The sequence below is a fragment of the Klebsiella sp. D5A genome (genome assembly GCF_001620885.1).
Lineage (GTDB): Bacteria > Pseudomonadota > Gammaproteobacteria > Enterobacterales > Enterobacteriaceae > Klebsiella > Klebsiella variicola.
This window is the reverse complement of sequence record NZ_KV407481.1, coordinates 203,530-226,760: the sequence shown is the minus strand read 5'-3', so window position 1 is coordinate 226,760 and position 23,231 is coordinate 203,530. Positions and strand designations below refer to the sequence as shown.

23 protein-coding genes, 1 pseudogene and 1 riboswitch are annotated in these 23,231 nt (G+C 59.0%); of the genes and pseudogenes, 12 read left to right on the top strand and 12 right to left on the bottom strand.

Annotation, left to right across the window (positions count from 1 at the left end; genetic code table 11):
- Positions 1-41 precede the first annotated feature (41 nt).
- Positions 42-449 (bottom strand): YgiW/YdeI family stress tolerance OB fold protein, encoded by a 408-nt coding sequence (locus tag AS136_RS01125; RefSeq protein WP_008806508.1) that lies wholly within the window; start codon positions 447-449, stop codon positions 42-44.
- Between the two features lie 149 nt (positions 450-598).
- On the opposite strand from AS136_RS01125, the gene qseB reads away from it, so the two are divergent.
- From qseB to AS136_RS01105, 4 genes are all read left to right on the top strand, one after another.
- Entirely contained in the window at positions 599-1,258 is a 660-nt protein-coding gene (gene qseB / locus AS136_RS01120) for a quorum sensing response regulator transcription factor QseB (protein WP_008806509.1), read from the top strand.
- Positions 1,255-2,604 (top strand): quorum sensing histidine kinase QseC, encoded by a 1,350-nt coding sequence (gene qseC / locus AS136_RS01115; RefSeq protein ID WP_063266644.1) that lies wholly within the window; start codon positions 1,255-1,257, stop codon positions 2,602-2,604. Before qseB ends, qseC begins: the two co-directional genes overlap by 4 nt.
- A 106-nt stretch (positions 2,605-2,710) precedes the next feature.
- Positions 2,711-3,292, top strand: coding sequence for an NAD(P)H-dependent oxidoreductase (locus tag AS136_RS01110; protein ID WP_008806511.1), 582 nt, complete (start codon positions 2,711-2,713; stop codon positions 3,290-3,292).
- 81 nt (positions 3,293-3,373) lie between these two features.
- Complete coding sequence (locus tag AS136_RS01105) at positions 3,374-3,688, top strand: putative quinol monooxygenase (RefSeq protein ID WP_008806512.1); 315 nt, start codon at positions 3,374-3,376, stop codon at positions 3,686-3,688.
- 72 nt (positions 3,689-3,760) lie between these two features.
- On the opposite strand, the gene parE is transcribed toward AS136_RS01105, so the two are convergent.
- The 5 genes from parE to nudF are packed head-to-tail and all read right to left on the bottom strand — an operon-like array spanning position 3,761 to position 8,165.
- Positions 3,761-5,656 (bottom strand): DNA topoisomerase IV subunit B, encoded by a 1,896-nt coding sequence (gene parE / locus AS136_RS01100; protein ID WP_008806513.1) that lies wholly within the window; start codon positions 5,654-5,656, stop codon positions 3,761-3,763.
- 30 nt (positions 5,657-5,686) lie between these two features.
- The gene (yqiA, locus tag AS136_RS01095) at positions 5,687-6,262 is read right to left on the bottom strand and encodes an esterase YqiA (RefSeq protein ID WP_008806514.1); all 576 of its coding nucleotides are present in this window, start codon (positions 6,260-6,262) and stop codon (positions 5,687-5,689) included.
- Entirely contained in the window at positions 6,262-7,089 is an 828-nt protein-coding gene (cpdA, locus tag AS136_RS01090) for a 3',5'-cyclic-AMP phosphodiesterase (RefSeq protein WP_008806515.1), read from the bottom strand. Before cpdA ends, yqiA begins: the two co-directional genes overlap by 1 nt.
- A gap of 24 nt (positions 7,090-7,113) precedes the next feature.
- Positions 7,114-7,536, bottom strand: a complete 423-nt coding sequence (locus tag AS136_RS01085) for a DUF1249 family protein (protein WP_002916847.1) — start codon at positions 7,534-7,536, stop codon at positions 7,114-7,116.
- Positions 7,533-8,165 carry an ADP-ribose diphosphatase gene (nudF, locus tag AS136_RS01080; protein ID WP_008806516.1) on the bottom strand — a complete coding sequence of 211 codons (633 nt, stop codon included), beginning with the start codon at positions 8,163-8,165 and terminating at the stop codon, positions 7,533-7,535. Before nudF ends, AS136_RS01085 begins: the two co-directional genes overlap by 4 nt.
- 196 nt (positions 8,166-8,361) lie before the next feature.
- Between nudF and tolC the strand changes: the two genes are divergently transcribed.
- The 3 genes from tolC (at position 8,362) to AS136_RS01065 (ending at position 11,839) form a co-directional block, all read left to right on the top strand.
- Positions 8,362-9,834, top strand: a complete 1,473-nt coding sequence (tolC, locus tag AS136_RS01075; RefSeq protein ID WP_008806517.1) for an outer membrane channel protein TolC — start codon at positions 8,362-8,364, stop codon at positions 9,832-9,834.
- A 167-nt stretch (positions 9,835-10,001) separates the two neighbouring features.
- Positions 10,002-10,673, top strand: coding sequence for a DUF1190 family protein (locus tag AS136_RS01070; protein ID WP_008806518.1), 672 nt, complete (start codon positions 10,002-10,004; stop codon positions 10,671-10,673).
- A 5-nt stretch (positions 10,674-10,678) separates the two neighbouring features.
- On the top strand, positions 10,679-11,839 hold the full coding sequence (locus tag AS136_RS01065) for a glutathionylspermidine synthase family protein (RefSeq protein WP_016161840.1): 1,161 nt from the start codon (positions 10,679-10,681) through the stop codon (positions 11,837-11,839).
- 40 nt (positions 11,840-11,879) lie between these two features.
- On the opposite strand, the gene ygiD is transcribed toward AS136_RS01065, so the two are convergent.
- Positions 11,880-12,671, bottom strand: coding sequence for a 4,5-DOPA-extradiol-dioxygenase (gene ygiD, locus AS136_RS01060; protein WP_008806520.1), 792 nt, complete (start codon positions 12,669-12,671; stop codon positions 11,880-11,882).
- A gap of 186 nt (positions 12,672-12,857) precedes the next feature.
- Between ygiD and zupT the strand changes: the two genes are divergently transcribed.
- Positions 12,858-13,628: a zinc transporter ZupT gene (gene zupT, locus AS136_RS01055; RefSeq protein WP_008806521.1), complete on the top strand. Its 771-nt coding sequence runs from the start codon at positions 12,858-12,860 to the stop codon at positions 13,626-13,628.
- Between the two features lie 61 nt (positions 13,629-13,689).
- On the opposite strand, the gene ribB is transcribed toward zupT, so the two are convergent.
- A complete protein-coding gene (gene ribB / locus AS136_RS01050) occupies positions 13,690-14,343 on the bottom strand; it encodes a 3,4-dihydroxy-2-butanone-4-phosphate synthase (RefSeq protein WP_004174356.1) in 654 nt (217 codons plus the stop codon).
- 105 nt (positions 14,344-14,448) lie between these two features.
- Positions 14,449-14,600: riboswitch (FMN riboswitch) on the bottom strand.
- 120 nt (positions 14,601-14,720) lie between these two features.
- Between ribB and ubiK the strand changes: the two genes are divergently transcribed.
- A complete protein-coding gene (ubiK, locus tag AS136_RS01045) occupies positions 14,721-14,993 on the top strand; it encodes a ubiquinone biosynthesis accessory factor UbiK (protein ID WP_008806522.1) in 273 nt (90 codons plus the stop codon).
- Positions 14,994-15,028: 35 nt separating this feature from the next.
- On the opposite strand, the gene glgS is transcribed toward ubiK, so the two are convergent.
- Entirely contained in the window at positions 15,029-15,226 is a 198-nt protein-coding gene (glgS, locus tag AS136_RS01040; RefSeq protein WP_004205248.1) for a cell surface composition regulator GlgS, read from the bottom strand.
- Here glgS and AS136_RS28540 point away from each other — a divergent pair.
- Positions 15,218-15,366: pseudogene (locus tag AS136_RS28540) on the top strand (hypothetical protein). The gene glgS and the pseudogene AS136_RS28540 overlap by 9 nt on opposite strands.
- A 77-nt stretch (positions 15,367-15,443) precedes the next feature.
- Here the strand turns inward: AS136_RS28540 and hldE are convergent.
- The 3 genes from hldE to AS136_RS01025 are packed head-to-tail and all read right to left on the bottom strand — an operon-like array spanning position 15,444 to position 21,092.
- The gene (hldE, locus tag AS136_RS01035) at positions 15,444-16,877 is read right to left on the bottom strand and encodes a bifunctional D-glycero-beta-D-manno-heptose-7-phosphate kinase/D-glycero-beta-D-manno-heptose 1-phosphate adenylyltransferase HldE (protein WP_012540541.1); all 1,434 of its coding nucleotides are present in this window, start codon (positions 16,875-16,877) and stop codon (positions 15,444-15,446) included.
- A gap of 58 nt (positions 16,878-16,935) precedes the next feature.
- Complete coding sequence (gene glnE, locus AS136_RS01030; RefSeq protein ID WP_023323286.1) at positions 16,936-19,773, bottom strand: bifunctional [glutamate--ammonia ligase]-adenylyl-L-tyrosine phosphorylase/[glutamate--ammonia-ligase] adenylyltransferase; 2,838 nt, start codon at positions 19,771-19,773, stop codon at positions 16,936-16,938.
- Between the two features lie 20 nt (positions 19,774-19,793).
- Positions 19,794-21,092, bottom strand: coding sequence for a CYTH domain-containing protein (locus AS136_RS01025; RefSeq protein ID WP_022064948.1), 1,299 nt, complete (start codon positions 21,090-21,092; stop codon positions 19,794-19,796).
- Between the two features lie 214 nt (positions 21,093-21,306).
- Between AS136_RS01025 and AS136_RS01020 the strand changes: the two genes are divergently transcribed.
- On the top strand, positions 21,307-21,927 hold the full coding sequence (locus AS136_RS01020) for a TIGR04211 family SH3 domain-containing protein (protein WP_008806527.1): 621 nt from the start codon (positions 21,307-21,309) through the stop codon (positions 21,925-21,927).
- A gap of 61 nt (positions 21,928-21,988) precedes the next feature.
- A complete protein-coding gene (locus tag AS136_RS01015) occupies positions 21,989-23,230 on the top strand; it encodes a multifunctional CCA addition/repair protein (protein ID WP_008806528.1) in 1,242 nt (413 codons plus the stop codon).
- Position 23,231 lies beyond the last annotated feature (1 nt).

Here is a 23,231-nt window from a genome sequence, read left to right as displayed (position 1 = left end):
ATCGCGATGCCTGACCGATCTTGCGCTTATCTGACGAAGACTTATGGCGCGATTTTACGGATCTGTTTAACGTCGATTTCTACTGAGTTCCAGTCCTTATCGACTTCCCCCTGAATTTCTACTGTGTCCTGCGGGCCGACGGTCACGCCGTTCCAGCGCTTGTGGTCGATATCGACATTGATCACCCCGGAAGCATCCTGGAATTTATACAGATCGTCAGAAATGCGCTCGGTGATCTTGCCGCGCAGGGTCACCCAGGTATCGTCCCGCAGCGATTTGGCATTGGCGACGGTGGTCACCGCGCCACTCGGGCCGGTGAATCCGCCAGCCTGCGCGGTGGAACTGACCTGCGTGGTCGAAGAAGGACCGGTAAACCCGCCCTGTTCGGCAGCCAGCACCGGCATGGAAACCAGGGCAACGATCGCGGTCATCGCAGCAATTTTCTTCATGATGTGTTCTCCCTTCGTGTTGATATGGCTCCTATTACGCCCGACAAAACTTAACGACTTCTTAAGCGGAAAAAAGAAATTTTAATGCTGTACATCACCCGCTTCAACGCGGTTTACTGCGCAAAGAAACAGGATCGTCGGAGGGAAACATGCGCATATTACTGGTGGAAGATGACAAGCTGATCGGCGACGGCATCAAAGCCGGGCTGAGCAAAATGGGCTTCAGCATTGACTGGTTTACCGCCGGGCTGGAGGGCAAAAATGCCTTATATAGCGCCCCCTACGACGCCGCAATCCTGGATCTCACCCTCCCCGGCATCGATGGCCTCGATATTCTGCGCGAATGGCGGGACAAGGGCCGCCATGAGCCAGTGCTGATCCTTACCGCCCGCGATGCGCTCAGCCAGCGAGTGGAGGGGCTACGGCTCGGCGCCGATGACTATCTGTGCAAACCTTTCGCCCTGATTGAAGTGGCGGCGCGCCTCGAAGCGTTGATCCGTCGCGCGCACGGCCAGAGCAGCAGCGAGTTGCGCCACGGCAAGGTGAGCCTCGACCCGAACCGCTTAACCGCCAGCCTCGACGGCGAGAGCCTGGTGCTAAAGCCGAAAGAGTTCGCCCTGCTGGAACTGCTGCTGCGTAACGCTGGTCGCGTACTGCCGCGTAAGCTTATCGAGGAAAAGCTCTACACCTGGGACGACGAGGTCTCCAGCAACGCCGTGGAAGTTCACGTCCATCATCTGCGCCGCAAACTCGGTAGCGGATTTATCCGCACTGTCCACGGCATAGGCTATACCCTGGGTGACGCATGAAACGACTTGCCCGCCTGAGCCTGCGCGTCCGTCTGACGCTGCTGTTTGCTGTGCTGACCGCGGCCGCCTGGGGCGTCGCCAGCGTGATCGCCTGGCAGCAAACCAGCAAAAAGCTGGATAAGCTGTTCGATACCCAGCAGTTGCTGTTCGCCCGCCGCCTGAGCGCCATGCATTTCGATGAACTCCGCGCCCCGCCCGAATCGCTCGGTGAAAAGAAAAAGGTGCGGCATGGACACATCGACGACGACGCGCTGGCGTTCGCCATCTTCACCCGCGACGGCACCATGGTGCTCAACGACGGCGAGAACGGGGAGGATATCCAGTGGAACTCGCAGCGCGAGGGGTTCAGTGATGGCTATCTGCGCGGCGATGATGACGAGTGGCGCTTCCTGTGGTTAACCACTGCCGATGGTCGTCATCGCATCGTCGTCGGTCAGGAGTGGGATTATCGGCGCGAAATGGCGATGGATATCGTGACCTCGCAGCTCACCCCGTGGATGATCGCCCTGCCGCTGATGTTCGTGCTGCTTATCGTGCTGTTAAGCCGCGAACTGGCGCCGTTGAAAAAGCTGGCGCGCACGCTGCGCCTGCGCGCGCCGGACTCAGCGGAATCGCTCAGCGTGGAGAAGATCCCCTCCGAAGTCCGCCCGCTGGTCGAGGCTCTGAATCAGCTGTTCCAGCGCACCCATGACGCCATGCTGCGCGAACGTCGGTTTACCTCTGATGCCGCCCATGAGCTGCGCAGCCCGCTGGCGGCGCTGAAGGTACAGACCGACGTCGCCCAGCTCTCTATGGACGATGCAGAAGGACGTGAGAAAGCGCTGGCCCAGCTCCACCAGGGGATCGATCGCGCCACCCGGCTGGTCGATCAACTGCTGACGCTGTCGCGGCTGGACTCACTCGCCCAACTGGACGACGTGCAGCCGGTCGCCATCGACGACCTGCTGCAGTCGGCGGTCATGGAGATGTATCACCATGCGCAGCAGTCCGCCATTGAACTACGCCTACACCTGAATGCCAGTCATATCGTTCACACCGGCCAGCCGCTGCTGCTCAGCCTGCTGGTGCGCAACCTGCTGGATAATGCCGTACGCTATAGCCCGCGCGGCAGCCAGGTTGATATCACCCTCAACGCCCGCGAGTTTCGGGTGCGTGATAACGGCCCAGGCATTAGCCCGCAGGCGCTGGCGCGCATCGGCGAGCGTTTTTATCGCCCGCCGGGGCAGGAGGCGCCGGGCAGCGGCCTGGGCCTGTCTATCGTCCGACGCATCGCCTCGCTGCACGGCATGCAGGTTGATTTCGCCAACGCGCGCGACGGCGGCTTCGAAGCCCGCGTGTACTGGTAGCGAGATTATTGCTCATTTGGCAAAAGACTTTGCACATTTTGCTCATTTTACTGCCCCGCTTCGCGGGGTAAGATCATCGGCAAATTTTCAAGATTGAGGACAAATGATGAGCAACATCCTGATTATCAATGGCGCAAAAAAGTTCGCGCACTCGAATGGCCAGCTGAACGACACCCTGACCGAGGTCGCGGAGAGTTATCTGCGCGACGCCGGGCACGATGTTAAAAGCGTTCGCGCCGAAAGCGAGTACGACGTAAAAGCAGAAGTGCAGAATTTCCTCTGGGCCGATGTGGTGATCTGGCAGATGCCGGGCTGGTGGATGGGCGCCCCGTGGACGGTGAAGAAATATATGGATGATGTCTTTACCGAAGGCCACGGCTCGCTGTACGCCAGCGACGGTCGTACCCGCTCCGACGCCAGCAAAAAATATGGCTCCGGCGGCCTGGTGCAGGGGAAAAAATATATGCTCTCCCTGACCTGGAACGCGCCGATGGAAGCCTTCACCGACGAAGACCAGTTCTTCCACGGCGTCGGCGTTGACGGCGTTTACCTGCCGTTCCATAAGGCTAACCAGTTCCTGGGAATGGAAGCGCTGCCGACCTTTATCGCCAACGACGTGATTAAAATGCCTGATGTCCCACGGTATATCGCAGAATATCGCAAGCATCTGGCGGAAATTTTTGGTTAACTACAGGTCTACGCTCTACATATTTCGAGTTATTCGAACCTGGAGTATGACGAGATACACACAGAAGGAGTTGAGTTAACCATGTTAACAGTGATTGCAGAAATCCGTACCCGCCCGGGCCAGCACCACCGTCAGGCGGTTCTCGATCAGTTCGCGAAAATCATTCCGACCGTTTTGCAGGAGGCCGGCTGCCACGGCTACGCGCCCATGGTAGATCATGCCGCCGGCGTCAGCTTCCAGACCACGGCCCCCGACTCTATCGTCATGGTGGAGCAGTGGGAAAGCGTCGCGCATCTTGAAGCGCACCTGCAAACGCCGCACATGAAAGCCTGGTCGGAAGCGGTCAAAGGCGATGTGCTGGAGACCACCATCCGTATCCTGCAGCCTGGCGTCTAAGCCCGCCGACGCAGTCGTGAAATGAAAAAGGGAGCCTGAGGCTCCCTTTTACGTCAGGCGCAGCGTACAGACTTACACTTCCAGATCCGCCATATCGCCCTTCTCCTGCAGCCAGTTGCGACGGTCTTCGGAACGCTTCTTGGCCAGCAGCATGTCCATCATCGCCGTGGTCTGCTGCTCATCCTCATCGCTGATCACCAGTTGCACCAGCCGGCGGGTATTCGGATCAAGCGTGGTTTCCCGCAGCTGCATTGGGTTCATCTCACCCAGACCTTTAAAGCGCTGGACGTTTGGCTTGCCCTTCTTACGCTTCAGCTGCTCCAGCACGCCGGTTTTTTCTTCTTCCGTCAGCGCGTAGTAGACCTCTTTACCGAGATCGATACGGTACAGCGGCGGCAGCGCCACGTAGACGTGCCCCTCTTTCACCAGGGTACGGAAATGTCTCACAAACAGCGCGCACAGCAGGGTGGCAATGTGCAGGCCATCGGAATCGGCATCCGCCAGAATACAAATTTTGCCGTAGCGCAGCTGGCTTAAATCATCGCTATCCGGGTCAATACCAATCGCCACCGAAATGTCGTGCACTTCTTGCGAAGCTAACACTTCATCGGACGAGACTTCCCAGGTATTCAGGATCTTGCCTTTCAGTGGCATGATCGCCTGATATTCGCGATCGCGCGCCTGCTTGGCTGAACCGCCCGCCGAGTCCCCTTCGACGAGGAACAGCTCGGTGCGGTTCAGGTCCTGGGCGGTGCAGTCTGCCAGCTTACCCGGCAATGCCGGACCGCTGGTCAGCTTTTTACGCACCACTTTCTTGGCGGCGCGCAGACGACGCTGGGCACTGGAGATAGCCATCTCCGCCAGCAGTTCGGCAGCCTGTACGTTCTGGTTCAGCCACAGACTGAAGGCATCTTTCACCACGCCGGAGACGAACGCCGCGCACTGGCGCGACGACAGACGCTCTTTGGTTTGCCCGGCGAACTGCGGATCCTGCATTTTCACCGACAGCACGTAGGCGCAGCGATCCCAGATATCTTCCGCTGACAGCTTCACGCCGCGCGGCAGGATATTACGGTATTCGCAGAACTCGCGCATCGCATCCAGCAGTCCCTGACGCAGACCGTTAACGTGCGTCCCGCCCTGCATGGTCGGGATCAGGTTGACGTAGCTTTCGGTCAGCAATTCGCCGCCTTCCGGCAGCCACAGCAGCGCCCAGTCCACGGCTTCCGTCTCGCCGGAGAATGTGCCGACGAACGGTTTTTCCGGCAGCAGCGGCAGGCCGTTTACGGCTTCGCACAGGTAGTCGTTAAGGCCATCGGCATAGCACCAGCGCTGCTCGCTGTCGTTGACCTGATCGCGAAACACGATTTCCACGCCGGGGCACAGCACCGCTTTCGCTTTTAACAGATGGGTCAAACGCGAAACGGAGAAACGCGGGCTGTCGAAGAAGCTTTCGTCCGGCCAGAAATGGACGCTGGTCCCGGTATTGCGTTTGCCACAGGTACCGGTGACGTGTAGATCTTCTACTTTTTCACCGTTTTCAAAGGCGATGCTGTAGACCTGACCGTCGCGACGAACCGTTACCTCTACGCGTTTTGACAGGGCGTTGACCACCGAGATCCCCACCCCGTGCAGGCCGCCGGAAAACTGGTAGTTTTTGTTGGAAAACTTACCGCCCGCGTGCAGTCGGCAGAGGATCAGCTCAACCGCCGGCACCCCTTCTTCCGGGTGAATGTCGACCGGCATGCCGCGCCCGTCGTCAATGACTTCCAGGGACTGGTCGGCATGAAGGATAACTTCCACGCGTTTGGCGTGGCCTGCCAGCGCTTCATCGACACTGTTATCAATAACTTCCTGACCAAGATGGTTAGGACGGGTGGTGTCGGTATACATGCCCGGACGGCGGCGCACCGGCTCTAGCCCGGTGAGTACCTCAATGGCATCAGCGTTATATGAAGATTGCGTCATGGTGTGTATTCGTAGGTCGTTCAGGGCCGTTTAGCACAGGCCGAGAAATTCGATAATCTGAGTGAAATGATCGTCAAAGCCGACAAATGCGTGATTACCGCCCTCCTCCACCGTTTGCCGGCAGGAGGCGTAGTAATGAACGGCCTGGCGGTAATCAAGCACTTCATCCCCGGTCTGCTGCAGCAGCCAGAGTAAATCCGGCGCTTCAAGCGGGTCGATTTGCATGACCTTGAGATCGTAAATATGGCGAGACTCTAGCACATATTGCTGCCCGGTGTATGGATTCTCATTGTGGCCGAGAAAATTGTTCAGCAGTTCAAACGGGCGCACCGCCGGGTTGACGACCACCGCCGGCACCATAAAGCACTGCGACAGCCAGGTCGCGTAGTAGCCGCCCAGCGACGACCCCACAACCCCGAGTGGCTCGCCGCCATGCTCCAGCACAATGGATTCCAGCAGCTCTGCCGTTTCAGCCGGATAAGGCGGCAGCTCCGGTACCACCATGGTGATGTCGGGGTGCTGCTGCGACAGCCAGGTCTTTAACGCCATCGCCTTCGCCGAGCGCGGGGAACTGTTAAAGCCGTGCAGATAAAGAAGCGTCGCCATCAGTAGCCTTCTGAAGCAATATCCGGGTGGAACTCGGCGCCTTCCAGGCGGCACACTTCGGTGGTCAGCGTCCCGTCAGGATGCAGCTCCAGCCAGCGCCAGCCGGGTGAGACGGTATCCAGAGTGAAATTGGCGCAGTGTGGTTTGAACTGGACGCAGGTCGACGGCGTCGCCATCATGCGCCGGCCATTCCAGTCCAGATCCAGCTCCTGATGAATATGGCCGCACAGCAGATGTCTCACCCGCGGCCAGGCGCTCAGCGCGCGGTCCAGCGCGCCAGCGTTGCGCAGGCTGTGTTGGTCCAGCCAGCTACAGCCAGCAGGCAGCGGATGGTGGTGCAGCAGGAGTAAGGTATAACGCTCCGGCGCTTCTGCCAGCTTGTGTTCGAGCCACTCCAGCTGGAAGTCGCTCAGCTCGCCATGGGGAACGCCAAACACCTGGCTGTCCAGCAGCAGGATCTGCCAGTGGTCGCCGAGAAACACGCGCTTGGCGGGTGAAATGCCTGACGCCTGCAGCGTACTGTACATCGCCGGCTGGAAATCATGGTTACCCGGTAGCCAGACGCAGGGTGCAGCAAAACTCGCGATACCCTCAGCAAAATGCTGATAGGCCGCGGAGGAGTGGTCCTGCGCCAGATCGCCTGTTGCGACAATCAGATCGCATGGACGCTGTGAGGCATGAATAGCCGACAGTACGGCCTGATAACTTTCCCAGGTATTAATGCCTAACAACGTTTCATGTTTTTCAGCAAACAGGTGAGTATCAGTAATTTGTAAGATCCTGACTCTGGCCTCACCAGCCAGAGGTAGGTTTAACAGGCTTTCCAAATGGTGTCCTTAGGTTTAACGACGCTAACAAACCGGAATCGCCATCGCTCCATGTGCTAAACAGTAACGCAGCCAGTCGGCCAGAAACTGGTTAATTTGATGCTTTTCGTCGCGTTGATGCAACTTTTTATTAGGATAATCATACCGCGCTTTGAAGCGAAAGATCTGCTGACTCGAACACACTTCGGCCACCATGGCGTCATGGTAGAGACGAACGGTCATCGACGGCAGGCTCCAGTAGCTTACCGCAGGCAGAGTCTGTTCTATCGCCACCAAAGTAGTGTAGCGGGTCGATTCAACTATCGTTAACCGATACTGCGCGCTTCCCACCTGATAACTTACCTTCTCACCCGCTGCATCCGTTCGCGGCAACAGGCGGCGCAACTGCGCGAAGTTGGTCTCGCACAGGCGCATCATCTCAGGGAAGTCAGGTGTATAACGCTTCATTTTGTCCACTCGTTTCGTAAATTGTGATAATGCAATTGCAGCCATTGCAAGGCGATGACAGAGGCTGCGTTATCGATTTTCCCCTCTTCTACCCACTGGTAAGCCTGTTCCCGGCTCACCACATGCACCCGAATATCCTCGTTTTCCTCGGCCAGGCCATGAATGCCTTTCGCCGTGGATGCATCAACTTCTCCCACCAGGATCGATAACCGTTCGCTGGTGCCGCCAGGACTGGCCAGATAGCTTAATATTGGTTTCGTCCGCCCAACTTCAAGTCCGGCCTCCTCCAGCGCTTCCCGACGGGCAACGTCTTCCACCGTTTCCCCCGCTTCGATCATGCCGGCGACCATTTCGAGCAGCCACGGGCTCTCGCTGGTATCATAGGCGGCAATACGGATTTGTTCGACGAGCACCACTTCGTCCCGCACCGGGTCAAAGGGTAGCAAGACGGCGGCATGCCCGCGCTCAAAAATTTCACGGGTGACTTCGCCGCTCATGCCGCCGTTAAACAGGCGGTGGCGAAAACGGTATAAATCGAGCGAAAAAAAACCACGATACAGCGTTTCGCGTGCAATAATTTCTACATCATTTTTGAAGAAGGTAATTCCCTGCTGAATGGGTTTGCTCATTGTCATGTCCTGCTAATCCGAAATTAGGGATTTCCAGACCGTTTGGCTACCGTTTTACGGTCCGTATGTTAGATTGGTGCAAATTACCGCCGGATGGCACGTAACGCCAACTTTTTACGGCGGCAGAATCGATACAATCAGCGGAATTTTTCTTAGAATTAGACCAGCGCTAAATGCTTCACAACAAGGAATGCAAATGAAGAAATTGCTCCCCATTCTTATCGGCCTGAGCCTGACCGGGTTCAGCGCCATGAGCCAGGCGGAAAACCTGCTTCAGGTTTACCAGCAGGCGCGCATCAGCAACCCCGATCTGCGTAAATCGGCAGCCGATCGTGACGCCGCGTTCGAAAAGATCAATGAAGCGCGCAGTCCATTACTGCCTCAGCTTGGGCTGGGAGCGGATTATACCTATAACAATGGCTATCGCGACAGCAACGGCATCAATTCAAACGTCACCAGCGGTTCGCTGCAGTTAACGCAGGTTCTGTTTGATATGTCGAAATGGCGCGCCCTGACGCTGCAGGAAAAAACGGCAGGCATTCAGGATGTCACGTATCAGACCGATCAGCAAACGCTGATTCTGAATACCGCGACGGCCTATTTTAAAGTGCTGGCCGCCATCGACACGCTCTCCTATACCGAAGCGCAGAAACAGGCCATTTACCGCCAGTTGGATCAAACCACGCAGCGCTTTAACGTAGGCCTGGTGGCGATCACTGACGTACAGAACGCCCGTTCACAATACGACGCCGTGCTGGCGAACGAAGTCACCGCGCGTAACGATCTCGACAACGCCGTCGAAGAACTGCGCCAGGTCACCGGTAACTACTATCCGGAGCTGGCCTCGCTGAATGTGAATGGCTTCAAAACCAACAAGCCGCAGGCGGTCAACGCCCTGCTGAAGGAAGCGGAGAACCGCAACCTGTCGCTGCTGCAGGCGCGTCTGAACCAGGACCTGGCTCGCGAGCAGATTCGCCAGGCGCAGGACGGGCATTTGCCGACGCTCAGCCTATCCGCGTCGAGTGGGGTATCGAATACTAGCTACAGTGGTTCAAAAACCCATAATAATCCTCAGCAATACCAGGATAACGATGCCGGGCAGAACCAAATCGGCCTGAACTTCTCTCTGCCACTGTATCAGGGTGGCGCGGTGACCTCGCAGGTCAAACAGGCGCAATACAACTTCGTTGGCGCCAGCGAGCAGCTGGAAAGCGCCCACCGCAGCGTCGTGCAGACTGTACGTTCGTCGTTTAACAACGTGAACGCCTCCATCAGCAGCATCAATGCCTACAAACAGGCGGTGGTCTCTGCGCAAAGCTCCCTGGATGCGATGGAAGCAGGCTACTCGGTGGGTACGCGTACCATCGTTGACGTCCTCGACGCCACCACCACGCTGTATAACGCCAAGCAGCAGCTCTCCAATGCGCGCTATAACTACCTGATCAACGAGCTGAACATTAAGTCGGCGTTAGGTACCCTGAACGAGCAGGATCTGGTCGCCCTGAACAACACGCTGGGCAAACCGATCCCCACCTCCGCAGACAGCGTCGCGCCGGAAAATCCACAGCAGGATGCCACCGCCGATGGCTACGGCAACACTACCGCAGCGGTGAAACCGGCGTCCGCACGGACCACCCAGAGCAGCGGCAGCAATCCGTTCCGTCAGTAATACCCATACTGTGACGCGCATCGCCTGTCCGTCGGACAGGCGATGCGTTAAACGTAAGGCAACGTAAAGATCCCCCGCTTAGCGCCCCTCTTCGCTTCATTTTCCACCACTCATCCTCTATCCTGAGCGTTAACACACGCCATACCACTGGGTCCTGGAAGACAAATATGAAACGGACAAAAAAAATTAATCATTCGTCGTTCCGCAAAAGCTGGAGCGCACGCCATCTGACGCCGGTCGCGCTGGCCGTCACCGCGGTCTTTATGCTTGCCGGTTGTGAAAAAAGCGATGAAACGGTGTCGCTATACCAGAACGCCGATGACTGCTCCGCCGCCAATCCGGGCAAAGCAGCCGAGTGCACCACGGCTTACACCAACGCGGTAAAAGAGGCAGAACGCACCGCGCCGAAATATGCCACCCGGGAAGACTGCGTCGCCGAGTTTGGCGAAGGCCAGTGCCAGCAGACGCCAGCCCAGGCGGGCGTCGCCCCGGAAAACCAGGCGCAGGCGCAAAGCAGCGGCAGCTTCTGGATGCCGCTGATGGCCGGCTATATGATGGGCCGCCTAATGGGCGGCGGCATGGCGCAACAGCAGCCGCTGTTCAGCTCGAAAAACCCGGCCAGCCCGGCCTATGGTCAATACACCGATGCGAGCGGCAAAAGCTATGGCGCCGCCCAGCCGGGTCGCACCATGAACGTGCCGAAAACCGCGATGGCGCCGAAGCCAGCGACCACCACCACCGTTACCCGCGGTGGTTTTGGCGAGTCGGTGGCGAAGCAGTCGACTATGCAGCGTAGCGCCGCAGGCTCAACGTCCTCTTCTCGCTCGATGGGCGGCTAACTCACATGGAAAGAGTCAGTATTACCGAGCGCCCGGACTGGCGTGAGAAAGCGACCGAGTACGGTTTCAACTTCCACACCATGTACGGTGAGCCCTACTGGAGCGAAGAGGCGTATTACAAGCTGACCCTCGCGCAGGTGGAAAAACTGGAGGAAGTCACCGCCGAGCTGCATCAAATGTGCCTCCAGGTGGTGGAGAAAGTGATCGCCAGCGATGAGCTGATGACTAAATTCCGCATCCCTAAACACACCTGGGGCTTTGTGCGCCAGTCGTGGAAAACCAACCAGCCGTCGCTCTACTCGCGTCTCGACCTGGCATGGGATGGCGTCGGCGAGCCGAAGCTGCTGGAGAACAATGCCGACACCCCGACCTCGCTGTATGAAGCGGCCTTCTTCCAGTGGATCTGGTTGGAAGACCAGCTCAACGCCGGCAAGCTGCCGGCGGGCAGCGACCAGTTCAATAGTTTGCAGGAAAAGCTCATCGATCGCTTCGGCGAGCTGCGCGAGCAGTTTGGCTTCCAGCTGCTGCATATGGCCTGCTGCCGCGATACCGTTGAAGATCGCGGCACCGTGCAGTATCTGCAGGACTGCGCCGCGGAAGCAGGCCTGGCGACGGAATTCCTCTATATCGAAGATATCGGTCTGGGCGAAAAAGGTCAGTTTACCGATCTGCAGGATCAGGTGATTGGTAACCTGTTCAAGCTCTATCCGTGGGAGTTTATGCTGCGGGAGATGTTCTCCACCAAGCTGGAAGACGCCGGCGTGCGCTGGCTGGAGCCCGCGTGGAAAAGCATTATCTCCAACAAAGCGTTGCTGCCGATGCTGTGGGAAATGTTCCCCAATCACCCGAATCTGCTGGCGGCCTACTTCAGCGAAGATGCCCACCCGGAGATGGAGAAGTTCGTCATTAAGCCGATCTTCTCTCGTGAAGGGGCCAACGTCTCCATTGTTGAGCAGGGCAAGGTCGTGGAGTCGGTGGAAGGTCCGTACGGGGAAGAAGGAACCATCGTGCAGGAGTTTTACCCCCTGCCGAAGTTTGGTGACAGCTACACGCTGATTGGCAGCTGGCTCATCAACGATCAGCCCGCCGGGATCGGCATTCGCGAAGATCGGGCGCTGATCACTCAGGATCTGTCGCGCTTCTATCCGCACATTTTCGTCGAATAATGTCGCGCTCCGGCGACGATATCGCCGGAGCGCACTATCATCAGGCGCCAACCACCACCGACAGCATACTCAGCGAGCCCATCTCGATGCCATCGACCGGGATCGTAATCGCTTCAACACCATCCCACGCCCCCAGGATATATAGCAGCGGCAGGAAATGCTCCGCCGTTGGGTTGGAGAGCGAGCCTCCTTCGTGTGCCAGGTAGTTAACCAGCGGGTGCTGCTCGTCCGGCCCCTGCCATTGCAGATTCGCCTTCACGTAGTTATTGAAGGACTCTGCCCATGGGTATGGCGTGTTCTCGCCGTGCCAGCGGGCGGTGCGCAGGTTATGCACCACGTTGCCGCTGGCCACCAGCATAATGCCTTCATCACGCAGCGAGGCCAGTTTCCGCCCCATTTCGAGATGCCAGGCCGGCGGTTTGGTGCTGTCGATGCTCAACTGAACCATCGGGATATCCGCCTGCGGATACATTTTAATCAGCACGCCCCACGAGCCATGGTCAAATCCCCAGGCTTCTTTGTCGAGAGTGACCGGCACAGGCGAGAGCAGCTCCACCAGTCGTTGCGCCAGCGCCGGAGAGCCCGGCGCCGGATAATGGGTGTCATACAGCGCCTGTGGGAAACCGCCGAAGTCGTGAATGGTCTTCGGGGCCTCCATCGCCGTCACGCCCGTACCGCGCGTGAACCAGTGCGCAGAGACCACCACAATCGCCTTCGGACGCGGCAGGGTTTCGCCCAGGTGAGCCCAGGCGCGAGTATAAATGTTGTCTTCCAGCACGTTCATTGGGCTGCCATGGCCGAGAAACAACGCGGGCATTCGGGTAGGGGACATGATGATATCCTTAGGGTGTCAATGTGATGTGCTCACATTACGCGCTTTTGCGCCAGGATAAACTCAGATAACCATGATGATGATCGTCAGAAAATTTGAATGTAAGTCGCGGTAAAGGGACGTGTCCCGTACGCGCATCCTCAGGCAATATACTCATATGCACTTATTTTCACAGGGAGAGTAGCGATGTCATCACCCTTAATATTGACGCTGTTAGCCGGTAGCGCAACCTTTATTGGCGCCATATTCGGCGTGATTGGTCAGAAACCCTCTAACCGTCTGCTTGGCTTCTCCCTCGGCTTTGCCGCCGGGATCATGCTGTTGATTTCATTGATGGAAATGCTGCCTGCCGCGCTGACCGCCGAAGGCATGTCGCCGCTGCTCGGTTACGGGATGTTTGTCATCGGCCTGCTGGGCTATTTCGGCCTTGACCGCCTCCTGCCGCACGCCCACCCGCAGGATCTGATGACCCCCGCCACGCCGCGTCCACGTAATTTACGTCGCACCGCTATTCTGCTGACGTTAGGTATCAGCCTGCATAACTTCCCGGAAGGGATCGCCACCTATGTCACGGCCAGCAACAACCTGGAACTCGGCATGGGCGTGGCCCTCGCCGTTGCCCTGCACAATATTCCTGAAGGACTGGCCGTTGCCGGGCCAGTGTATGCCGCCACCGGATCGCGCAGCAAGGCGGTGCTCTGGGCCGGGCTTTCCGGCATGGCGGAAATTTTGGGCGGCGTGCTGGCGTGGCTGATTCTGGGGAGTCTGGTCTCACCGCTGGTGATGGGAGCGATCATGGCTGCCGTCGCCGGGATTATGGTGGCACTGTCCGTCGATGAACTGATGCCGCTGGCGAAAGAGATCGATCCGCAAAGCAACCCAAGCTATGGCGTTTTGTGCGGGATGTCGGTCATGGGGTTGAGCCTGGTGGTACTCCAGACGATGGGCATCGGTTAAAGCGCAGAAACAACACAGCCCACTAAGAAGTGGGCTGTGGTCGGGCGTAGCGAACCGCTATTTAGCTGGCTTTACGCTCATGTTCGCGACGATAGGCCACCAGATCTTCAATCGTGACTACCGCCATATTGTGCTGCTGAGCGAACTTGATGCACTCCGGCGCGCGCGCCATGGTGCCATCGTCGTTGGTCAGCTCGCACAGCACGCCTGCGGGTTTAAAGCCAGCCAGGGTCACGAGGTCGATAGTAGCTTCAGTGTGGCCGCCGCGGGTCAGTACGCCACCCGGCTGCGCACGCAGCGGGAAAACGTGGCCAGGACGGTTGAGATCGGAAGGTTTCGCGCCGTCGGCAATGGCCGCGCGGACGGTGGTCACGCGGTCGGCAGCGGAGACGCCGGTGGTCACACCTTCGGCCGCTTCGATGGTCACGGTAAAGCCGGTGCCGTAGGCGCTGGTGTTGTTCTCAACCATCATCGGCAGATCCAGCTGTTTGCGGCGATCTTCGGTCAGGCACAGGCACACAATGCCGCTGCCGTGACGAATGGTCAGCGCCATCTGCTCAACGGTCATGGTTTCGGCGGCGAAGATCATATCGCCTTCGTTTTCACGGTCTTCATCATCAAGCACCATCACGCCGCGGCCTTCGCGCAGGGCGTCCAAAGCGTGTTCCACACGTTCAAAAGCGGTACCAAAAGAAGAAAGGAGCGTCTGATTCATGGTAAAAAAACCTCATTAAAATTATGGTTACCAGAATCAGGGCAGTCTTAGGAGCGCCGGTTTAGCGGCAAAAGTCAACGCGAGCGGGCCTGGGCCCGACTGTGCCGTTACTCTCTCCCATCCGGACTTTAACCGTCGGCCCCGGAATTACACCGGATCTGCTGACCTTCCCGTAGTCACGGGAAGCGCTCGCGGGCTTTCAACGCAATGGTTGATTTACCGCCGGTGGGGAATTTCGCCCCGCCCTGAGAATAAGCGAGATAACTATAACGCTATTGACTATCCTCGGCAATGCATAAGCTTCAAACATTTCTGGTTTATAGGCGGCCTGGTTCGCACTACAATGATCAATCATCCGACCCGAGCAGGAAACCACCATGATTGACCCGAAAAAAATTGAACAAATCGCCCGCCAGGTCCATGAGTCGATGCCAAAAGGACTTCGCGATCTGGGTGAGGATGTTGAGAAGAAAATCCGCCAGGCGCTACAGTCGCAGCTGACCCGCCTGGATCTGGTCAGCCGCGAAGAGTTTGACGTACAGACTCAGGTTTTGCTGCGGACCCGCGAAAAACTGGCGCTGCTGGAGCAGCGTCTGAATGACCTCGAAAACCGCCAGGCAGCGACGCCTGGCAGCGAAGAGCAGCCGTAAAAAACGGGCCCTCAGGGGCCCGTTTTGCGTTTGGCTTAGTGGGCGGCTTCCGCCGGGCTGTTTACCTGACGACAGTAAAGTTCATAACGCTGGCAAAACCATTCACGATGCTCTTCATCCATATTGCCGACAATAGCCTGAAGATCAACTGGCTGGCCTTGCGCGTGCATTCTGGCGAAACTCCGCGCCAAAAAATCAAAATTCTTCATTGAATACATATCGTTATGGTTCATGCGCATACTCCTTCAGCGGTGGATGTTCTGATCAGTCATATGCCTTTACTCACTTCAGTATTTACGCTTACCTTAACGCGATTTGTACGAAAAATGCGCTTAATATGATTATTTATTGCGCTAAATCATTTTCCACATGATTAAATAAAAACGGCCCGCGATATCTCCATCGCGGGCCGTGATGCTTCACCGTACAAGCCGGTGAATAGCGAAAAGATTATTTATCGCTATCTTTTTGTATTTTCTTAATAATATTGGTGGTCGAGCAACCATCTTCAAAGTTGAGCACCAGCACTTCGCCGCCGTTAGCCCAGACCTCTTCGCTGCCGGCGATCTGTTCCGGCTTATAATCGCCGCCTTTGACCAGCAGGTCCGGCAGGATACCGGCAATCAGCCGCTGCGGGGTGTCTTCCTCGAAGGAGACCACCCAGTCGACGGCCTCCAGCGCCCCCAGCACGATCATCCGCTGTTCCAGCGGGTTCACCGGGCGGGTTTCGCCTTTCAGACGTTTGGTTGAGGCATCGCTGTTGACCGCCACGATCAGACGGTCGCCCAGCTTGCGCGCATTCGCCAGATAGGAGACATGGCCGGCATGCAGAATGTCGAAGACCCCGTTGGTCATCACCACTTTCTCACCGCGCTTGCGCGCTGCCGCAACCGCCTGTTTGAGTTCCTCTTCGCTCATCACGCCAAAGCCGGTCTCAGCCCGGCCGCGGACCGCGTTTTCCAGCTCGACAGGGGAAACGGTGGAGGTCCCCAGCTTACCGACCACCACGCCCGCCGCGGCGTTGGCGAAATAGCAGGCCTCTTCCAGGGTGTTGCCGGAGGCCAGGGTCGCCGCCAGCACGCCAATCACCGTGTCGCCGGCACCGGTCACGTCGTACACTTCCTGGGCCTGGGTCGGCATATGCAGCGGCGGACGCCCCGGCTGCAGCAGCGTCATCCCCTGCTCAGAGCGCGTCACCAGCAGCGCTGACAGTTCGAATTCGGCGATGAGCTTCATGCCGCGCTCAACGATCTCCGCTTCATCCTGACACTTGCCCACCACCGCTTCAAACTCAGAGAGGTTCGGGGTGAGCAGCGTCGCGCCGCGGTAGCGTTCGAAATCGGTGCCTTTCGGATCGATCAGCACCGGCACGCCCGCTTCACGGGCGAGCTTGATCATCGTCTGGACGCTGGTCAGCGCCCCTTTGGCGTAGTCCGAGAGAACCAGCGCGCCAATGGAGCCCAGCGCCTGCTGAATGCGCTCGTGCATCGGCTGCGGATCCACGCCGGAGAAGCCCTCTTCAAAGTCGAGGCGGATCAGCTGCTGGTTGCGCGACAGCACCCGCAGCTTGGTGATGGTCGGGTGAGTCGGGACGGAGACGAAGTCGCACTTCACATTCACATTGGCCAGCGCCTGGCTCAGCGCGCGGGCAGCGTCATCAATCCCGGTCAATCCCACCAGGCGCGACGTTGCCCCCAGGGAGGCGATGTTCATCGCTACGTTTGCCGCGCCGCCAGGACGTTCTTCGATATTTTCCACCTTCACCACCGGCACCGGGGCTTCCGGGGAAATACGACTGGTGGGGCCGTACCAGTAGCGGTCCAGCATCACATCACCCACCACCAACACTCCTGCACGTTCAAACTCCGGCAGCGTTACTTTCATGACTCTCTCCTGCGAGACGCAAACTTTGCGCGCGATAATAGCACACCCGATTTTATAGTTAAGCCATCAGCCACTTCTGCCAGCTGGCGCTGACCTGCTGACGCTCCCGGCTGAAAGCCTCTGGCGCCACGTGTCCCGGCTGCTCCTGCAGGGCCAGGTGATGGAGCGCATCACGCAAGGTGGTGTATGCATGCGTTAAGGCGCGCGCCTCCTCCTCGTCCATGATGTCGTTCTGCGCCAGCAGCTCAAGAATACGCACGTTGTCAGACCAGCGGGTCAGCTTCGGCTTGTCACTGGCATAGCGTAGGACCAGATACTGGGTAATAAATTCAATATCGGTGATCCCGCCGGCATCGGCTTTGATATCAAAACGATCGGGATGTTTGTTGCCAAGGTGGGCGCGCATCTTCTCGCGCATCTCGCGAACCTCGGTCTGCAGGGTCGTCCCCTCCCGCGGGGTGGTCAGGATATCGCGACGAATGGCGTCAAAGCGCGCCTGCAGCGCCGGGTCGCCATAGACCACGCGGGCGCGCACCAGCGCCTGATGTTCCCACGTCCAGGCTTCGTTCTGCTGATAGTCAGCAAACGCGTCGGCGGTGGTGACCAGCATCCCCGCCGCGCCAGAAGGACGCAGCCGGGCGTCCACTTCGTAGAGAATACCGGACGAGGTGCGGGTGCTGAACAGGTGCATGATCCGCTGGGCCAGCCGCAGGTAGAACTGACGGCCGTCAATCTCCCGCTCGCCGTCGGTCATCACCTCCGCCGGGCAGTCATGGAGGAACACCAGATCGAGATCGGAGCTGTAGCCCAGCTCCCAGCCGCCGAGCTTACCGTAGCCGACAACGGCGAAGCCGCGACCCTGGCGATCGTGCAGGTGGGTCGGCTGGCCGTAGCGAGCGACCATCTGCCCCCATGCCTGCTGCACCACCGCGTCGAGGATCGCTTCGGCAAGCCAGGTTAAGTGATCGCTGACCTTCATCACCGGCAGGGTGCCAGCGATATCCGCCGCCGCGATATGCAGCTGCTGCGCCTGCTTAAACTGGCGCAACGCCTCCAGCTGCTGCTCTTCATCCTCTTCCGGCACGCGCAGCAGGTACTGGCGCAGCTCGTCGCGATAGGCATCGGTCGCCGTCGGCTGATAGAGGGTGTTGGGATCCAGCAGCTCATCCAGCAGCAGCGGGTGGCGCGCCAGCTGGCTGGCGACCATCGGCGACGCCGCGCAGAGCGTGATCAGGTGCTTCAGCGCGCCGGGGAATTCGCTCAGCAGCTCAAGATAGGTGGTACGGGTGACGATCCCGGTCAACAGCGGCGTGATCCGCGCCAGAGGCAGCGGCGCATCGGCGCGCGAGCAGATTTCGCTCAGCAGATGCGGCATCAGCTGATCCAGCACCTGGCGGCCGCGCGGGCCGATGGTGCGCCGATCCAGCTCTTTACGAAAATCGGCAATCAGCGCCAGCACGCTACGGCGGTCGGTATCGTTTAAATGCGCCAGCGCCGAGCTGGCGTCATCTTCTTCCAGCGCATCCTGCCACAGCTCGCGCCAGTACTCGGCCAGTTGCTCATCCGGGGACTGATCCTCATCATCGCCGATCAGTTCATTAAACACTCGCCGCACGTTGGCCATCTGGCTCGCCAGCTGCGCGCTCAGCGTCTCCCAGTCTTCGGTATGCATCCCCCACGCCAGCCTGGCGCGGTTAAGTTCATCCTGCGGCAGGGTCTGGGTCTGTTCATCGTTGATGCTTTGCAGCAGGTTTTCCAGCCGGCGCAGGAACAGATAGGCCTCGCGCAGCAGCGCCGCGTCGCCTTCCGGCAGCAGATGTAGCTCATCAATCGCCGCCAGCGTCGGCAGCAGGGCGCGCTGCTGCAGTGCAGGTTCGCGACCACCGCGGATCAGCTGAAAGACCTGAACGATAAACTCAATTTCACGGATCCCGCCGGCGCCGAGCTTGATGTTGTCTTTCAGCCCGCGACGCCGCACTTCGCGGGCGATCATGCCTTTCATGTTACGCAGCGACTGGATCACGCTGAAGTCGATATAACGGCGGAAGACGAAAGGACGGAGCATCGCGCGCAACTCGCTGGCGTACACGCCGTCGTTATCGCCCATGATCCGCGCTTTCACCATCGCATAGCGTTCCCAGTCCCGACCCTGCTCCTGGTAATAATCTTCCAGTGCCGCAAAGCTGAGTACCAGCGGCCCACTGTCGCCAAACGGCCGCAGGCGCATGTCAACCCGATAGACAAAGCCATCCTGCGTCGGCTGGTCAAGGGCCTTGATCAGCCGCTGCCCCAGACGGGTAAAGAACTGGGCGTTATCCAGCTCGCGGCGGCCGCCGCGGGTGGCGCCATGCTCAGGCCAGGCAAAGATCAGATCGATATCGGAAGAGAAGTTCAGCTCGCCGCCGCCCAGCTTTCCCATCCCGAGGATCAGCAGCGGCTGCGGCTGGCCCTCGGCATTGCATGGCGTTCCCCACTCCTTACAGCAGGCGGCGTATAGCCAGTCGCGGGCGGCGACAATCAGGGTCTCCGCCAGGGCGCTCAGCTGCTGCAGGGTCTCTTCTTCGCTCACCAGCGACAGCGCCTGCGCCCAGGCGATGCGGACCATCATCTGGCGGCGGAAGAGACGCAGCTCTCGCATCAACCCCGCTTCGTCAGTGACGGCCTGCAGGCGATCCTGCAGCCAGGCCTCGTAATGCCGCCACTCTTCCGCCTCCGGCGAGGAGTCCGCAAGCTCATTCAGCCAGCCCGGCTGGGCGATCACACTCTGTTCGACAAAATCGCTGAACGCCATGACCGACCTGGCCTGTGGGCTCAGTTCGGCAATGGGAAAATCCGCTGGCAGACGGTCAGCGACCGTCTGCCAGTGCTGCTGTAATTGCGGAGAAAGCGGCATCATAAGGGCTCCCTGGCCTGAAATTATCGTTTTCCACTATGCAGCCAGAACGGCTCGGCAGCCAGCGCCTGGCGACGGAAATATTCAAAGACGCTGCGATCGTCATGTGCTATTGCACGGTGAAGCTCCTGCCAGTTCTCCAGCCACGGCGCGACGGCGTCGCCATAGGCGCCCGCCAGCAGCTGGACGCTGTCGATGTCACGGGACAGCTTCGGCAACTGGTCGGCGGCATCTTCGACCGCCAGATGCTGCACGGCGCCGCGCAGCTCGGCTGCCACCCGCGAGAGGTTAATATCGGCAAACCGTTTGAACGATCCGGCTATTTTTTTCTCTCCCGCCTCGTTGAGGAACGGACGCCAGCCGCGCTGGACCAGCCATTCAGTCAGGGCCAGTTTGGCGCCGACGACCTCGGTGCGGAATAACGCCTCGTCGGCGGTGTCCGCGGCCAGCAGAACGGCTTCGGCGTCGTTCAGCAACGCGCGGAGCTGGGTGGTCGCCTTACGCGGCACGATGCCGCCGAACAGCACGAGGGTATGGCGCACGCGGGCTAACGCCAGCAGGATTTCCGCTTTGGCTTTCGCATTGCCGCGCAGCCATACTTCGTCGTGATACAGCCAGTGCGCCAGGGCGCTCTCCAGCGCCGCCTCCAGCCCTTGCTCCACGCTGGCCTTCGCCGCCACCGCCAGCACCGTCAGCGAGGTGACGGGACGCTCGCCATTGCCTTGCGCCAGATGATACCCGCGCGCGGCTTTGCTCAGGCTCCCCTGACGCAGGACGCCGCTCTCCAGCAGACGGTGCGCAAGGCGCAGCAGATCGGCAGTCTCCCCGGCAAGCAGCTCCAGCTCCAGTTCGCAGATCGGCTCCTGATGTTCGCCAGCCTTCACTTCGCCGCGATCGAGGGCGATCTCAATCTCACTATTCCCTTCCTGTATCACCCAACGTTCACGAGCAAAATCAGTGCTGAACAGCGGCTGGACATGCTCCGCCAGCGCGGCCGGGAGCTCGCCTTGCGGCCAGACCTCCGCCGGCAGGCGCTCAAGCGCCAGCTCCGGTTTATCCAGTGGGATATTGTATTCCGGACGCTGGTGCAGCCCCCCTACCACCCGGCCGGCAATTTTCAGCGTCATTTCATAACGCCCCTGGTCGCCGCGGATGCGCAGCCCCATATCGTGACGACGCAGCCAGTTATCGGCGGTTTCGTAATAAATGTTCAGTAACTGGCCCGCAGGCGTATGTTTCGCCTCGAGCGCATTGAGCTGCTCGCGCAGCGTCTCTACCCCATTCTGAGCGACGATAAACTTGAGTTCGATTTCTTGAGCCATGACTGAATTCTTCCGCTTCTGTGCTGCGCCGACAAATTGCGGCGAACTTACGACGATATTTTTTGTCAGTAGATAGTATTTTGCGGCGAATCGCCATGCAACGCGCTTTTTGCCGGGCCACCTCCTGGATGATTCCGATTGTGGTGGAAAACTTTGCGTCGCTCTGGCGATGCCTCTACTATCGTTCCACTTTTTATGACCAAACGATGACCTGATGCCAAAATTACGCCTGATTACTTTTACTTTGCTCGCGCTTAGCGCCGCTACGGCGGTTCACGCAGAAGAAAAGCGCTACGTTTCCGATGAGCTGAACACCTGGGTTCGCAGCGGCCCGGGCGATAATTATCGTCTGGTCGGCACCATCAACGCCGGGGAAGAAGTGTCGGTGCTGCAAACGAACGACAGCACCAGTTACGCGCAGGTCCGCGACAGCAATGGCCGTACCGCCTGGATCCCGTTGAAAGAGCTGAGCAATGAGCCCAGCCTGCGCACCCGCGTCCCGGATCTGGAAAACCAGGTCAAAACGCTGACCGATAAGCTGAACAACATCGACGCCACCTGGAACCAGCGTACGGCGGATATGCAGAAGAAAGTCGCCGGCAGCGACAGCGCGATTAACGCGCTGAAGGACGAGAACCAGAAGTTGAAAAACGAGCTGGTGGTCGCGCAGAAGAAGGTGAATGCGGCGAATCTGCAGCTTGATGACAAACAGCGCACCATTATCATGCAGTGGTTCATGTACGGCGGCGGCGTGCTCGGCGTCGGTCTGCTGCTGGGTCTGGTGCTGCCGCATCTGGTGCCAAGCCGCAAACGTAAAGACCGGTGGATGAACTAATTCGTCTTCTCTGCCAGACTTACGTATCATCTTGCGAAAAACAGATACGGGAGAATCGGGCGTGAAGAGCTATCTGGTCGGCGGTGCGGTGCGCGATGCGCTATTAGGGCTGCCGGTCAAAGACCGAGACTGGGTGGTGGTGGGCGCCACCCCGCAACAGATGCTTGACGCGGGCTACCAACAGGTAGGCCGCGACTTTCCCGTGTTCCTCCATCCGCAAAGCCGGGAGGAGTATGCCCTGGCCCGTACCGAGCGCAAATCCGGCGCGGGCTATACCGGTTTTACCTGCTATGCCGCCCCGGACGTGACCCTCGAAGCCGATCTGCTGCGCCGCGACCTGACGGTCAACGCCCTCGCCCAGGACGCCGATGGCACGATCATCGACCCCTACGGCGGGCAAAACGATCTTCGCCTGCGCCTGCTGCGCCATGTCTCTCCCGCCTTTAGCGAAGATCCGCTGCGCGTGCTGCGTGTGGCGCGCTTTGCTGCCCGCTATGCGCATCTGGGCTTTCGCATTGCCGAAGAAACCCAGGCCCTGATGCATGCGATGGTTGAGGCCGGTGAGCTGGCGCATTTAACGCCGGAGCGGGTGTGGAAAGAGACGGAAAGCGCGTTAACCACCCGCAATCCGCAGGTCTTTTTCCAGACGCTGCGCGACTGCCAGGCTCTTAAGGTGCTGTTTCCGGAAATTGACGCGCTGTACGGCGTGCCGGCCCCGGCGAAGTGGCACCCGGAAATCGATACCGGCCTGCACACCCTGATGACCGTCACGATGGCCGCGATGCTGTCGCCGGATGTCGACGTGCGTTTCGCCACCCTGTGTCATGACCTCGGTAAAGGACTGACGCCGAAAGCGCTCTGGCCGCGTCACCACGGCCATGGCCCGGCGGGCGTCAAGCTGGTAGAACAGATCTGCGCGCGTCTGCGGGTGCCAAACGATATCCGCGATCTCGCGAAACTGGTGGCGGAGTACCATGACTTGATCCACACCCTGCCGATCCTGCAGCCGAAAACCCTCGTCAAACTCTTCGACAGCATTGACGCCTGGCGCAAACCGCAGCGCGTGCAGCAGATCGCCCTCACCAGCGAAGCCGACGTCCGCGGACGCACCGGTTTCGAGGCCAGCGATTACCCGCAAGGGCGCCTGCTTCTGGAGGCCTGGGAAGTGGCGCAGTCTGTCTCCACCAAAGAGGTAGTGGCGGCGGGCTTTAAAGGGGCGGAAATTCGCGAAGAGCTGACGCGGCGGAGAATTGCTGCGGTGGCGCAGTGGAAGGAACAGCGTTGCCCCCAGCCGCAAGGCTGAG